Here is a 15081-nt window from a genome sequence, read left to right as displayed (position 1 = left end):
GGCCCTCGTGACCCCGGTTCTTCACTCCTGCGCTCCTCCGCTTCGCTCCCCCGCTCCGTCGCTCCAGAACCGGGGCGGGCCCCGACCACTGAGGTCGACCGTCCGAATGAGGCGGAAGAGGTGCGCGGAGGTGCGCCCGGAGCAACCTGGGTAGGCGCACGTCACGGGAAGTACTCCCGGATCGCCGATCCGTAGAGGGCCGGATACATGCGCTCCGAAGCCACGGCGAGCCCGGACGGCTCAGGTCGACGTCCGGAAAGCAGTTACCAGTCAGCTGCCGTGTACGAGTTCACATACCGACCTGGACATCGACTGCCGCCGCACCCTACGAGTCGAGTTCTGCGAGACACCCTCAAAGGGTTGAGGCCCGTCTCGCCCTTGACCGGAGGTGCTCAACGGTCGCATTCATGGATGGCCGACCGCACGTCGCATGAGCCGAAGGCGCGAGTCCCGAGGCCTGAACGGCGAGACTTCGGGGGCCTCAACCCGCGCGCGCCAGCGCGCCAAAAACACAGCACCTTCACGAGCAACCCCACCTCGCACCTTCGCGAGCAACCCGCCTCCCCTTCACAAACAACCCCACCCCTCACCCTTCACGAACAACCCCACACCTAGACCTTTTCGAGCTCACCCAGCCCCCGTCGACCACAATCCGCCCCTACCGGTGCGTCCTGCTCACAACTCCCCGGGCGCCGCGGGAACCAGTGTGTGCGACTCCCCGCGCAGCGTCGCGTTCGCCCACCAGGCGACCTCGACCAGCACGATGCCCACCGCACCGCAGATGAACGCGGCCGTGGTCAGCCGGATGTTCGATGGGTCCAGCGCGAAGAATTCCCGGGTGAACGGCACCGTGAACAGCACCAGGTACGCCAGCACCGAGACCGCGATGAGCACGACTTTCCACCATGTGTAGGGCCGGGCGACGATCGCCAGTACCCAGACCGCGATCATGATCAGGGTGATGAGTGCCGTGGTGCCGGCCTGCATCTTCTGCTGTTCGCTGGCATCGGGACCGGCGTAGGCGATGAGGTAGGCGATGAAGGTCGCGGTGCCGATGACCACGCCGGAGGGGATGGCCAGTCGCATCACCCGGCCGACGAACCCGGTGCGGGCCCGCTCGTTGTTCGGGGCGAGCGAGAGGATGAACGCCGGGATTCCGATGGTGAACCAGGCCGCGATGGTGACGTGCCGCGGCAGGAACGGGTAGCCGATGGGTTCGTAACCGAAGATCTGCGAGCCGACGCCGGCGGCGCCGACCAGGAATGCCAGCAGCACCGAGTAGACGGTTTTGGTGAGGAACAGGTTGGAGACCCGCTCGATATTGCCGATAACCCGGCGGCCCTCACCCACCACGTACGGCAGGGTGGCGAATTTGTTGTCCAGCAGCACGATCTGCGCGACCGCGCGGGTGGCCGGGCTACCCGCGCCCATGGCGACACCGATATCGGCGTCCTTGAGGGCGAGTACATCGTTGACGCCGTCACCGGTCATGGCCACGGTGTGGCCCCGGGATTGCAGCGCGCCGACCATGGCCCGCTTCTGATCGGGGCGGACCCGCCCGAAGGTGGTCTGCTCCTCCAGTACCCCGGCGAGTTCGGTACGTTCCGCGGGCAGGGTGCGCGCATCGACGGCGTGTTCGCCGCCGGGCAGGTCCAGCGAGGAGGCGACCGCGCCCACCGAGACCGCGTTGTCGCCGGAGATCACCTTGATCGCGACGTCCTGGCTCGCGAAGTAGTCCAGAGTGTCGCGGGCGTCCGGGCGGACCTTCTGTTCGAGCACCACGAGGGCGACGGGGGTGAGGGTGCCGGGCGCGCCGGTGGCGTCCACGGCCCGGTCACCGCGGGCGAGCAGCAGCACCCGCAGGCCCGTCGCGCCGAGTTCTTCGGCGGCGCGGGCATCGGCCGAACCGCTGTCGAGCAGGACGTCGGGTGCGCCCAGCAGCCAGTCGCCGTGCTCGCCGTAGGAGAATCCGCTCCATTTCTTGGCTGAGGAGAACGGCGCGACCGCCGTGTACTTCCAGCCGGGTGTGTCGGGGAGTGCTTCGGCGATGGCCTGGACGCTGGCATTGGGCCGGGGATCGTCGGCGGCCATGGCGGCCAGGGCCTGCCGTGCGCGTTCTTCGGTGCCGGAACCGGTTTCGATCATCCGGAGTTCGGCCAGGCGCATACCGTTCTCGGTGAGCGTGCCGGTTTTGTCCGCGCACACCACATCCACCCGGGCCAGGCCCTCGATGGCGGGCAGTTCCTGGACCAGGCACTGACGCTGCCCCAATCGCACCACGCCGACGGCGAAAGCGATGGAGGTCATCAGAACCAGGCCCTCCGGCACCATGGGCACCAGGGCGGCCACCATACCGGTCACGGCGGGCCGCCAGGATTCCCCGCTGGACACCAGTTGGTTGTAGATACTCAGCGCGCCGGCCGGGATCAGCAGATAGGTGATGACCTTGAGGATGGTGTCGATGCCGTTGCGCAGTTCGGATTTCACCAGGGTGAACTTGCTGGCTTCCTCGGCCAGTTTCGCGGCATAGGCGTCCTTGCCGACCTTGGTCGCCCGATAGGCACCCGACCCGGACACCACATAGCTGCCCGAGAGCACTTGCGCGCCGGATTCTTTGGCGACATCGTCGGATTCGCCGGTGAGCAGTGATTCGTCGACCTCGAGCAGTTCGGCTTCCACCACTTCGCCGTCGACCACGATCTGGTCGCCCGGCCCGAGTTCGATCAGATCGTCGAGGACCACCTCACTGGGCGGGATCTGTTCGGCCCGGCCGTCCCGGCGCACGGTCGGTTCGGCCCGGCCGACGATCGCCAGCCGGTCGAGCGTGCGTTTGGCGCGGGTCTCCTGGATGATGCCGACCGCGCTGTTGGCCACGATCAGCAGGCCGAACATTCCGTCGATCACCGATCCGGTGGCCATCACCAGGACGAACAGCACACCCAGGATGGCGTTGATCCGGGTGAACACGTTCGCCCGGACGATATCGCGCACCGAGCGGCTGGCCCGGTCCGGTACATCGTTGGTGAGCCCGTCGCGCCGGCGCTGCGCAACCTCCGCGGCGGTGAGACCCGGCATCCCGACGGACTGCACAGTTGTCGACATGGGTGTCAGCGTAGTCAGCGGCGCGGCGCGCGGCTCACCAGGCGACGTTGATCGGGCCGGGCGACCAGGTTCCCGGATGGTCCTCCTGGGTGGTCTGCGGACGGGCCGGTACCGCTTCGGGGTCGATGGGGAGGTACTGCTGGAGTTGTCCCCAATCACGGTCCCAGTCCTGGTCGAGGTAGGTCGGCAGGGTGCGGGCGTAGAGCAGCAGGCCGGTCCAGCCGAGCGGGCCGCCGCCGTCGTGGTTCTGCCACAGGTCGGTGTCGTGCGCGCCGACCCGGTCCGGCAGGATCCGGTACTTCGGCGTCTCCGCGATTCCGACACGGTGATCGAAGGGCCGCTGGCAGGGGAACTGCAGACCCACCGCCCAGTCCAGTAGTACCGGATCGGTCGAGCCGACGACCGTGTTCAGGTCCTGGGTCCGCGGCATCCGCGGTGGGGTGAAGGCGAGCCACTGGCGCGGATCGCGGTCGCGGTCGGCGGCGACGATCCGCACGGTGTCGGCGTCGGCGTAGGGCGCCAACGGAACCCGCAGATTGCGCCACGAGGGAGCAGGGCCGATATCGATCGGGTTGACCCGGCGCAGCGGCACCGGATCGGCGGCCGAACCGCCGGGCGCGGTGGTGGAACCGAATTCGAGTTCCAGCGACTGTCCGTGGGTGACCACACCGTCGGCGTCCCGCGACCAGATCCGGCCGGCGGCGCTGAGCGCCAGGATATCCGCGCGGTCGGCGACCGGCGGTAGCGAATACCAGCCGGAGGTCAGTTCGGCCGGTCCGTCGGCGCGATCGCTGCCCAGTACAGGTGTTCCCGGGTCGAGGCCGAACGGCAGTGCGGGACTGTCGGTTTCGGTGGCCACCCCGGTACCGGCCGTCGCCGCGCCCACCGAATCGGCGATGGCGGCGTCGGCGCCTTCCTCGGCGTCGGCGCTGAGGTCGGCCGCGACACCGGTGGGGCTGAAGCCGGTTCCCGTGCCGGCCAACGCCGAAGCGGGATCACCGGACAGCGGTGCGAGCAGTCCGCGATTCGGATCGGTCTCGACCAGGATGTGCGGGGCCAGGCCGCAGGTGTTGCCGGCGAGAACGTTCAGATTGGAGCTCGCCAGCGAGAACGCCGGATACTGGGTGACAGCGCCTTTCGCGAACGACGCGACTTCGAAGAGCACCATGAAGGCGGCCGCCACCGTCAGTGTCGGAACCTTCGCGACCCGCCAGCCCCAGCGCGAGATCCGGTGGTGCCCGTCGTCGGGCGCCCGCACATGCCACCATGCCGCCAGCGCCAACAGCGCGACCGCGCCCAGCAGGAAGACCTTGTTGAAGGCGATCCCGGCCACCGACGGTTGTTTGTCCCACCACGGGACACTGTAGGAGGAGACGTACCACCAGCCGTTGGGACCGGCGAACACGAGGGCCAGCAGAAACGCCACCGCTGCGCCGAACAGTGCCCGGTTGCGCGGCGCGCGCATGACCCGCGGCCCGATGGCCACCGCGGTCAGGACCGCCACGGCTCCGGCGAGGCCGGCGAAGACACCGAGGTGATGGGTCCATTTCGTGGGGGTGGTCATCATCAGAGCCATCGCGCCGACGGTGACGCCCAGAATGCGGCGCGACGGCCCCACGGCGGCCGTCGGGATCCGGCCGCCCTTGCGCAGCAGCGTCAGCAGGCAGACGGCCAGCCCGGCGATCATCACGAAGATCCCGAACCGGCGGGCGACCGAACCGTCCACCGTGCCCATGAACAGGTACTGGTAGCGCAGGTATTCGTCGAACCAGAGAACGTTCGGTCCGGCCAGTTCGTGGACACGCTGCATCTCCAGCATGGCGCTGAACGGCTGATCGGCGAAGGCCACCACCAGAACCAGCACACCCGCGGCGAACAGTGGCAACAGCTGCGGCAGCCAGCCCGCGCGCGGGGCGCGAGCAGCCAGGATCTTGATCAGTGGCCGGAGCCCGGCCAGCAGCGCGGCCACACAGATGACGCCGTGCGGGCCCGCGGTACAGCTGAAGGCAGCGATCAGGAGGGCGACCGCGAACGGCAGCAGGCGCCGGGTGGCGATACCGCGCTCGACCGAGCACCAGGTGAGCAGTACCCCGAGCGCGACCATGGGTTCGGGTCGCAGCCCGTTGTTGTAGGGCAGCCAGACGGCGAGGAACACCAGCGCACCGGTCCACGGGACGAACCGGTTGCGATGCAGCGCGGCCCCGAACCGGGGCACCACCTCACGGCTGATCACCAGCCAGGCCAGCATTCCGGCCAGCAAGCTCGGCAGCCGTACCCACGGGCTGGCGGTGCTGAGATCGGCCATCCGGCCGATGAGGTCGTAGTACGGGGTGCCCACCGGGTTCTCCGGGACCCCGAAGTAGCGGAAGTAGTTCGCCATGTAGCCGGCGGCCTGCGAGGTCCGCCCCATCCCGAACTGGTAGCCGTCGTCGGAGGTGGTGGCACCGATGAAATGCCAGAGCAGCAGAGTGCCGAGCACCACGACATCGACGGGCCGGAAGGTCCACCAGCGGGCCGGTAGGAACCGGCGGGCGCGGCGACCGTCGAGACTGTCGAGCCGGTACAGCGCGAACAGCGAGATCAGGGTCGCGACGACCGCCGACCAGATGGCGATCCGCTTCAGCGGTGTGGGACTGGAGGTGAACCGGCTGTCGATATCCGCGGTCACGCTGGTGCCCGCCGGGTCCGTGAGATCGCTGAACACACCGACCATCTGAGGGCGGAAGTCACCGCCCAGCACCACCTGTTCGGATCCGGTGAGGGTGGCGACGGCTTCGGTCATATCGGCGCGGACCCCGAGTTCACAGCCCGGGGGCAGTTCCGCGACGGGCACGCTGAACAGCGATTGGTTACGCAGGACGACATCGAGTAGCGGGCCGGCCTCCGGGGTCGCGGGCCGGACCCGGGCGAGGAATCCGTAGCGTTCCAGGTCGGGGGCGCCGTAGGGCGCGGTCGAGCTCAGCACCCCGCCCTCGGGGCCTAGCTGTTGGATCGCGGCGCACGGCACGGTCGCCGTGAAGTTCAGCGGCGCGTAGGCCACCAGAGGTGCCTCGATCGAGGCGGCGGAATCGTCCTGCGGCCAGGACAGGGTGGCGGCATCCACCCGCACGGGCAGCAGCGGTACCGCCAATGCCAGTAGTGCTCCGATGAGCGCCGACACCAGCGCGACCGGCCGGGCCCAGCCACCGCGCGATCGGGATCGGGGACGTTCGGAGATATCTGCCGGCTCGGGCGCCGCCACCACCATCGTGTCAGCCACGGGGCGCAATCCTAGCGGGGCCCGTGTCCGCCCTTGCGCCTGCGCTCACCGAGCGCCCCGAACGACACCGGCCGGTCCGCTCAGCGCGGACCGGCCGGTTCGAACCGTGCGGAATCAGGCCACGCAGGCCGGGGACTGCACCTGGGCCTGGGCGAGCATATTGCAGGTCCAGGTCTTCTCGACCTTCCAGACACCGTCTTCGGCGACGAAGGGCACATCGACCACGTTCTGGGTGTCGCCCAGTTTGAAGTTGGCCTTGGCGTTGATGGTGTCGGCGAAATCGTTGACCTCGGTGACCTCGATGGTGGCGCCCGAATCCGTGTAGAACTGGGCCAGTTTCGCCGGCAGCTCCGGATCCGCCTCGGCGCCCTGCACCATCTGCAACTTCTCCTCGTTGGGCACGGCCGGGTCGAGGGCGCGCTGGAGTTGAGAGTTCAGGTCGGCGACCGACGGCACCGGCGGCAGATCGGCGGAGGCCTCTTCCGAGGCAGCCGCCGACGCGGAAGTGGTGCTCGCGGCTTTGCTGTCCGAGTCGGAATCATCGCTACCACACGCCGTCAGGGTCAGCGCGGCCACGGCGGCCACGCCGGCGATCGCGATACGTCCGGTCTTGCGAAGCTTCAACTGCTCGTCCTTTGCGTTCGAGGGTTCGGTGTCGTGCGCTACGACAGAGCCACCGGAACCGGCGACGCTGCCCCGGACCAAACTACCCGGCGGTCCTCACGACAAGCTGCCGAGCGGGTCCGCTGAGCACAACTCCGTATTGTCGGCAGCGAAAGTACGCGCGATCCCCGGTCCTGTCGAGCGGGTCTCGAACCGGACGGTCACTCGTCCGTGGCCGCAGCCCTGCACCCATCCGAACCCGAATTCGGGATGCCGCACATCCGAACCCGGCCGCCACCGTGCGTCGCCACCAGCGGAAACACCGGAATCCTGCGGTGCGGTGCGGTTTTCACCGGCGATCGCCGCGCCGGGCGGCCGATCCCGCGCAGTGTCCACGGAACTCGCCGTGGCCGCCGCACGTCTTACCGAATCCACAGAGGTCTCTTCGGGTACCGCCAGAGAATCCGGGGCCCGCGCCGCGGCCGGATCGACGGTGTCGGCGAGTACGGCCGGCTCGGCGCCCAGCCGGTCCAGTTCCGGGAACAGGGATTCCTGCCGGATCGCCGACAGCCCGGCGTAGCCGACGCCGACCAACCGGATCGGGCCCAGTTCCCGCGGGTCCACGGCGGCCCGCTGGGCGGCGGCGGTGAGGGTGGGCAGGTCCTCGGTCGCGTAGGCCAGTGTGGTGGAGCGAGTGGTGATGCTCATATCGGCACGACGCAGTTTCAGCACCACCGTACGTGCGGCGCGACCGTCACGGGTGAGCCGGCGGTGTGCGGCGGCGGCCATCTCACTGATCGCCGGACGTAACCGTTCGAGAGTGACGATGTCGTGCTCGTAGGTGGTTTCGGCACTGATCTGTTTGGCTTCGGCGCGTTCGGTGACCGGCCGGTCGTCGATACCGCGCGCGAGCCGGTGCAGCGCGGCGCCGATACTGCCGCCGAGGATCGATACCGCCTCGGTCTCGGGCAGCGCCGCGAAGCCGCCGACCGTTTCGATGCCGAGAGTGCGCAGCCGGGCCTCGGCCACCGGCCCGATACCCCACAGCTTCCGCACCGGGAGCGCGGACAACAGCGCCTGCTGCTCCGCGGGCGCGATCACCCGGATCCCGTCGGGTTTGGCCATCCCGGACGCGATCTTGGCCAGCTGCTTCCCGCTCCCGGCGCCGACCGAAGCGACCAGCCCGGTCTGCTCCCGGACCGCCGCCCGCAGCCCGGCGCAGAACGCGTTCACCGCGGCCGCGCCCGCTCCGGCCAGTTCGACCGGTTCGGCGAACGCCTCGTCGAAGGACAGAGTCTCCAGAACCGGGACCCGGGCGCGCAGAGCATCGAAGACCCGGCCGCTGAGCACGCTGTAGAGCGCGCCCCGTGGCGGCACCACCACCGCGGAAACCCCGACCAGCCGCCGCGCCTGGTGCATGGGCATGGCCGAGCGAGCGCCGAAGACCCGGGCCTCGTAACTCGCCCCGGCGACCACGCCGCGGGCTCCGGTCCCGCCGACGAGTACCGGCCGGCCGCGCAGAGTAGGACGGGTGAGCTGTTCACAGGACGCGAAGAACGCGTCCATATCGATGTGCAGCACCCAGCGCCGGGAAGTCTCTCCGGGTGCGCGGCGGCCGGGGCCCGGCCCGGCCGCCGGATGCCCGCCGCTCACCACGGGTCGGCCCGCGGTTCACCGGCCGGCCGCCACCGCCCCCGCACTCGGCGGCCGCGCGGACCGACGGCGGTACCGGTGAGCATGGAGTCCATGGGCGCAGAATCTACGCGGCGCTACCGACAGGCCCGGGGATGCGGATCGGTCACTACCGGGTTGCCGGGAGTTCCCTGGCCCGGCTACGTGTCACGGGGCCTTGCCCAGCCACCGCTTCCCTCGGCCGATCGACCCGGCCACCGGGCGTTTCCGGGATCACTGGACCGGGCCGGGATACCACGCCCCGGGTGCCGGGTATGTGATGATCGGACGATGAAGATCCGCAAGGCCGTGATCCCCGCTGCCGGTATCGGTTCCCGACTGCTGCCGCTGACCAAGGCGATCCCCAAGGAGATGCTGCCGGTCGGCGACAAGCCGGTGATCGAGCACACGGTACGTGAGCTGGTGGCCTCCGGGATCACCGATATCACCATCGTGGTCAGTGGCGGCAAATCGCTGATCCAGGACCATTTCCGGCCCAACCCCGCACTCGTGGCGCAGTTGCGCGCCGACGGTAAGACCGCCTACGCGGACGCGGTGGAGGAGGTGGGTGAACTGTCCCGGCTGGGCCATATCACCTACCTGGACCAGCACGGCCCGTACGGTAACGGCACTCCGGTGCTCAACGCGGCCCGGAGCGCCGCCGATGAGCCGATGCTGGTGCTGTGGCCCGACGACGTCTTCGTCGCCGAGGAACCGCGCGCCCAGCAGTTGATCCGCGCCTACGAATCGACCGGCTGCCCGGTACTGGCATTGATGCCGATGAATCCGAACGAATCGCAGCGCTACGGCGTCCCGGTGGTCCGGGAGGACCTGGACGACGGCCTGCTGCGCATATCGGGACTGGTGGAGAAACCCAAGCCCGAGGACGCACCCTCGGCCTTCGCCGCGATCGGCGGCTACGTGGTGACGCCGGGGATCATCGACGAACTGCGAGCCCAGACCGAGGATTGGTACACCCATCGCACCGGCGAGGTCTACCTGACCGATTCCATCAACGCCTACGCCGCGAATCACGCGGTGTACGGGCAGGTCATCCAGGGCCGCTGGTACGACACCGGGAATCCCGGTGACTACCTCATCGCCCAGTTCGCCTCGGCGCTGGCCCACCCCGACTATGGGCCGCTGCTACGCCGTCAGGTCGACTGACCACCGTTCGGCGGCGTCGTTGCCGCCGGCCGCCTCAGAAACGGCGGATGCTGTAGATGTAGAACTGATCGAGCGGGGTGAGTCCCACGGGGAACCCGGCGGCGTAGGCATTGAGCACCTGGCCGAACCCGGCGTAGATCCCCACATGGGACGCGTCCTGGTTGATGATGACGACGTCACCGGGTGAGAGCGCGTATCGCGGCACCGAAGCGCCGACCTCCGCTTGTTCCCATGTGGTTCGCGGGAGCATGACTCCCACCTGACGGAAGGCCCACTGCACCAGGCCGGAGCAGTCCCAGGTGTCGGGGCCGGTCGCACCCCATTCGTACATCTTGCCGGTCTGGGAGGTCGCTGCGGCCAGCGCACCCAGGCCGTTGCTGCTGGAGACCGGTAGCGCGGCCGACCCACTGGCGCTGAGCGATCCGGAACCGGAGGACGATCCGCTGGCCCCGCTACCGGTCTGCGCCCAACCGGGGGCGGCGCCGACGGCGCCGACGGCCGTCGCGAGAAGCACGCCGGCGATACCCCGGCGCAGTGCTATTCCGATCACTTGCCCACCCTTCTGCCCATCGGTGCCGGGACGTCGTGCGACGTCCCGGTTTTCTCGCGGCACCGCCACGGGGGTGGGGATACCGCAACCACAGGGGTCGCGCCGGGTGAATCTGTTCCGGCGCAACTTCACTCAGGTAGAACCGAACGAAATGATCACCGTTCCCGGTGGTCCGGGGACCCGGACTCAGCGGTATCGGGGATGATTTTGCCCGGCCCGCCGGGGGGCGGACAAGCTTCTAGCAAATATCTAGCATGTGATGAACATCACAAAAATGTTTATTGCGTTTGGGTCGCCACGTCGTTCAGCGTCTTGAGAACGACATCCTTGGTGGCCGCCGGGGACTCCACGAAGACCCCCACCTGCCAGACCGGTTCACCACCCGGCTCGGCGGCGAAGAAGCGGCTGAAGTCCACCGAGTACTTACCCTCGTCGTTGACCGCGGTCTCCACGTAGGAGGTCCGGTCGTCGAACTTGCGGGCCTTGCCCGGCTCGTCGAACCAGGCGGCGTCGAACTGGACCTGGGTGGCGGCATCACAGGTCGCTGGACATTTGCGAATGATGAGGTTGACCTTCTGTCCCGCAGCGGAATTGCCCTCGTCCACACAACCCCACGCCTGGGCATCCGGGATCTTCTCGATCGAGCCCTTCATACAACCCCACGAGCCCGGTGCCCGGAATGCGAAGGGCCAGCCCTGGAACGCCATCGTGTACGTGCTCTCCCCTGCCTGCCAGGTGGGGCCGAGCACAGCGACCGGCGCCAAACCCTCACGCAGCACGGGCTCGTCCGACGACGGCAGGGCGCTGGTGGTCGCGGCGCCGGAGGTCGTGGTGGCCGACGCGGACGGCTCGGCGGAATCGGTTGACTCCGAAGAGGTTCCGGACGCGGTGTTCTCCTCGGACCCCCGCCCCTGGAGGGCCACCAGCCCGACCACTCCGATCAGGACCAGCACCACCACAGCGACCAGTACCGCGATCAGCGGACCGTTGTTCTTCGCCGGCGGGCCTCCGTACCCACCGGCATCCAACGGGGGCACCTCCCAGGCCCCCTGCGGCGGAGCGGGTTGCGGGCCGTGCCCGGCCGTCTGCCCCCACTGCACGCCGGGACCCGGCTGCCCGCCTTGTGGCGGGTAGCCCTGTTGCCACTGCCCCGACGGGGAGTTCTTCTGCTGTCCCTCGGGAGAATGCTGCCACCACTCGTCGGGATTGTCCGAAGCCATAAGAACTCACCCTAATGTGCGACACCGGCCCGGGCATGACCGCGATTTCCCCGGACCGGTACCCCACGCCCTCACCTGTGAAGACCGCCGGCGGCGGCCGAGATCACGCCGGGCCGGGCGGATCACGCGGCCCCACCGGCCGGACCCGGGTCCGGCCGGTGTGAGCTCAGCCCGCCTTGACGATCCGGGCGCGCACCCCACCGGTGAGCTCCGCCGCAGCCGGACCAGCAGGCCCGAATTCCAGCTCGACGGCGAGGATCTCACCGGCGATCAACCCGCGATGGGTGTTCGCCCACGCGCTCCGCTCGGACGGCACTTCCAGTGTCGCGGTGACGCGGTCGGAAACGTCGAGGCCCAGCGATTTCCGGGTCTCCTGCAGATCCCGGATGAGATCGCGAGCCCAGCCCTCGGCCTCCAGTTCCTCGGTGACCACCGAATCCAGCACCACCAGACCCGCGTTACCGGGCAGCGCGGCAGTGGACTCCGGTTCGGCCGCCACCAGCCGCTGGGTGTACTCCTCGGGCAGCAGTTCGATCCCGGCGGCACTCACCACACCGTCGGCGGTCTCCGACCAGTCACCGGCCTTGACCGCCTTGATCACCCGCTGCACCTCCTTGCCGAGCCGGGGCCCGGCGGCACGCGCGTTGACCGCCAGCTCGAACCGGCCGTGGGTGGCGACATCGGTGGTCAGGTCGACCTTCTTGACATTCACCTCATCGGCGATGATGTCAGCGTAGGGGGCCAGCCGTTCCGCGTCCGGCGCGGCGATCGTCACCTCCGCCAACGGCAGCCGGACCCGCAGTTTCTGTGCCTTGCGCAGACTCAGCACCGTCGAGCACACACTGCGCGCCTCGTCCATCGCCTCGACCAACTCCGGATCCTGCGGCAGCGTATCGGCGGCCGGCCAGTCGGCCAGATGCACCGAACGCTCACCGGTGAGCCCCCGCCAGATCACCTCGGCGACCAGCGGCAGCAGCGGAGCCGCCAACCGCGTCACCACTTCCAGCACCGTGTGCAGGGTGTCGACGCCGTCACGGTCCTCGGCCCAGAACCGCGAACGCGACCGGCGCACATACCAGTTGGTGAGCGCGTCGGCGAAGGTACGCAGTTCCTCGCAGGCCCCGGCGATATCGAACTCCTCCAGCGCCGCGGTCATCACATCACGGCTCTGTGCCAGCTTCGCGAGGATGTAGCGATCCAGCACGTTGGGCGAATCGGTACGCCACACCCCGGGCTCGGTGGCGTAGAGCTGCAGGAACGTCCACGCGTTCCACAGCGGCCGCAGCGCATGGCTCACACCTTCACGGATACCGCGCTCGGTGACGATGAGATTGCCACCACGCAGGATCGGCGAGCTCATCAGGAACCAGCGCATGGCATCGGAGCCGTCCCGGTCGAACACCTCGTTCACATCCGGGTAGTTGCGCTTGGACTTGCTCATCTTGAGCCCGTCGTCGCCGAGGACGATCCCGTGCGCGACCACGTTCTCGAACGCCGGGCTGTCGAACAGCGCGGTGGACAGCACGTGCAGGTTGTAGAACCACCCCCGGGTCTGCCCGTTGTACTCGACGATGAAATCGCCCGGGAAATGCGAGTCGAACCACTCCTGGTTCTCGAACGGGAAATGGACCTGGGCGTACGGCATGGACCCCGACTCGAACCAGCAGTCCAGCACCTCCGGCACCCGGCGCATGGTGGACTGCCCGGACGGATCGTCCGGGTTCGGCCGGGTCAGTTCATCGATCGCGGGGCGGTGCAGATCTGTGGGACGCACACCGAAGTCACGTTCGAGCTCGTCGAGCGAACCGTAGACATCGATACGCGGATACGCCGGATCGTCGGACATCCAGACCGGGATCGGACTGCCCCAGTAGCGGTTCCGGCTGATGTTCCAGTCCCGGGCGTTCTCGAGCCATTTGCCGAACTGGCCGTCCCGGATATGCTCGGGAACCCAGCTGATCTGCTTGTTCAGCTCCACCATCCGCTCGCGGAACTGCGTCACCGCCACGAACCACGAGGGCACGGCCATATAGATCAGTGGCTGCCCCGAGCGCCAGCTGTGCGGATACGAGTGGTCGATGGTCTCCTGCCGCAGCAGTTTTCCGGCGGCCTTGAGATCTTTGATGATCACCGGATTGGCGTCGAACACCATCAGGCCCTCGTACGGCGGCACCATGGAGGTGAACTTGCCGCCCGGATCGAGCGGCTGCACCAGCTCGATACCGTTGGCGCTACAGACGTCCATATCCTCCTCACCGAAGGCGGGCGCCATGTGCACGATGCCGGTACCGGAGTCGGTGGTGACGTAATCGGCCGAGAGCACCCGGTGCGCGTTGGGATGCCCGGCGAAGAAGTCGAACGGTGGGGTGTAGCGCAGATCGACCAGTGCGGCGCCGTCGTACTCCCCGACCACTTCGGGCTGTTCGCCGAGTTCGCGCGCGTAGTGCGCGACCCGCTCGGCCGCGAGCACATAGCGTTTGCCGTCCGCTCCGCGCACCTGTACGTAGCGGACATCCGGATGCACCGCCACGGCGAGGTTGGAGGGCAGTGTCCACGGCGTGGTGGTCCAGATCAGCGCGTTGGCGCCGTCCAGTTCCCGCAGGGGGTGGTCCGGCGGCACCGACAGGGCCATATCCACCGTCACCGCCGGGTCCTGGCGCATCCGGTAGGCGTCGTCGAGCCGGGCCTCCTGATTCGACAGCGGCGTCTGCTCGTACCAGCTGTACGGGAGCACCCGGAAACCCTGGTAGATCAGGCCCTTGTCGTACAACGACTTGAACGCCCACATCACCGACTCCATGAAGTCGAGATCGAGTGTCTTGTAATCGTTGTCGAAGTCCACCCAGCGCGCTTGCCGGGTCACATAATCGCGCCATTCCCCGGTATAACGGAGCACCGACGACTTGCACGCGGCATTGAATTCCGCGAGCCCCATCGAGTCGATCTGTGATTTGTCCGTGATACCGAGCTGCTTTTCCGCTTCGATTTCCGCCGGCAGCCCGTGGGTATCCCATCCGAAACGCCGTTCGACCCGCTTACCGCGCATGGTCTGGAATCGTGGGATGACGTCTTTGACGTAGCCGGTGAGCAAATGACCGTAGTGCGGCAGACCGTTGGCAAACGGTGGCCCGTCGTAGAAGACGAACTCCTCGGCATCGGCGCGGTTGTCGATGCTGGCGCGGAAGGTTCCGTCGGCGGCCCAGGCGTCCAGTACGGCCCGTTCCAGCTCGGGAAAGGACATACCGGACCCGCCGCCGAGGTCGACCCGGGGGTATGCGCTGCTACTGGAATTCTCGTCCGCCATCGCGGATACACGTCTCCTCGTGCCCGGCGCGCCCGCAGGCGCGGTATCTCGGCACGGGGACGATCACGGCGCAGCGGGTGCGCCGGAACCGCGGTACCACCCCGCTTGTCCGCACCCGGCGAACCGGGCGGACCTCTCGTTGCGAGCTGTGACGGGCTCACCCGTTCGGTTCTAATGAGCGTGCGCACCGTAGGAAGCGCTGCGC

Annotated in this window: 8 protein-coding genes; 1 reads left to right on the top strand and 7 read right to left on the bottom strand. The window is 68.3% G+C overall.

All coding sequences use genetic code 11. The features are described 5' to 3' along the window. Positions 1 to 675: 675 nt before the first annotated feature. The 4 genes from ACWCPQ_RS29315 to ACWCPQ_RS29300 all read right to left on the bottom strand — a co-directional run bounded on the left by ACWCPQ_RS29315 (position 676) and on the right by ACWCPQ_RS29300 (position 8530). Positions 676 to 3102 carry an HAD-IC family P-type ATPase gene (locus ACWCPQ_RS29315; RefSeq protein ID WP_449904858.1) on the bottom strand — a complete coding sequence of 809 codons (2427 nt, stop codon included), beginning with the start codon at positions 3100 to 3102 and terminating at the stop codon, positions 676 to 678. Between the two features lie 34 nt (positions 3103 to 3136). Next, positions 3137 to 6349, bottom strand: a complete 3213-nt coding sequence (locus ACWCPQ_RS29310; RefSeq protein ID WP_449904879.1) for an arabinosyltransferase domain-containing protein — start codon at positions 6347 to 6349, stop codon at positions 3137 to 3139. A 126-nt stretch (positions 6350 to 6475) separates the two neighbouring features. Beyond that, complete coding sequence (locus ACWCPQ_RS29305; protein WP_449904856.1) at positions 6476 to 6985, bottom strand: hypothetical protein; 510 nt, start codon at positions 6983 to 6985, stop codon at positions 6476 to 6478. Positions 6986 to 7081: 96 nt separating this feature from the next. Then, the gene (locus ACWCPQ_RS29300) at positions 7082 to 8530 is read right to left on the bottom strand and encodes a DNA polymerase IV (protein WP_449904877.1); all 1449 of its coding nucleotides are present in this window, start codon (positions 8528 to 8530) and stop codon (positions 7082 to 7084) included. Between the two features lie 396 nt (positions 8531 to 8926). On the opposite strand from ACWCPQ_RS29300, the gene ACWCPQ_RS29295 reads away from it, so the two are divergent. Then, a complete protein-coding gene (locus ACWCPQ_RS29295) occupies positions 8927 to 9802 on the top strand; it encodes a UTP--glucose-1-phosphate uridylyltransferase (RefSeq protein ID WP_449904854.1) in 876 nt (291 codons plus the stop codon). A gap of 34 nt (positions 9803 to 9836) precedes the next feature. Here ACWCPQ_RS29295 and ACWCPQ_RS29290 read toward each other — a convergent pair whose 3' ends face one another. From ACWCPQ_RS29290 to ileS, 3 genes are all read right to left on the bottom strand, one after another. After that, positions 9837 to 10352 (bottom strand): NlpC/P60 family protein, encoded by a 516-nt coding sequence (locus tag ACWCPQ_RS29290; RefSeq protein WP_449904852.1) that lies wholly within the window; start codon positions 10350 to 10352, stop codon positions 9837 to 9839. A 278-nt stretch (positions 10353 to 10630) separates the two neighbouring features. Then, positions 10631 to 11572: a hypothetical protein gene (locus ACWCPQ_RS29285; protein WP_449904850.1), complete on the bottom strand. Its 942-nt coding sequence runs from the start codon at positions 11570 to 11572 to the stop codon at positions 10631 to 10633. A gap of 166 nt (positions 11573 to 11738) precedes the next feature. Beyond that, positions 11739 to 14876, bottom strand: coding sequence for an isoleucine--tRNA ligase (gene ileS / locus ACWCPQ_RS29280; protein WP_449904848.1), 3138 nt, complete (start codon positions 14874 to 14876; stop codon positions 11739 to 11741). Between the last annotated feature and the right edge of the window lie 205 nt (positions 14877 to 15081).

The sequence above is a fragment of the Nocardia sp. NPDC001965 genome, from assembly GCF_053594175.1.
This window is presented reverse-complemented; position numbering and strand designations above follow the sequence as displayed.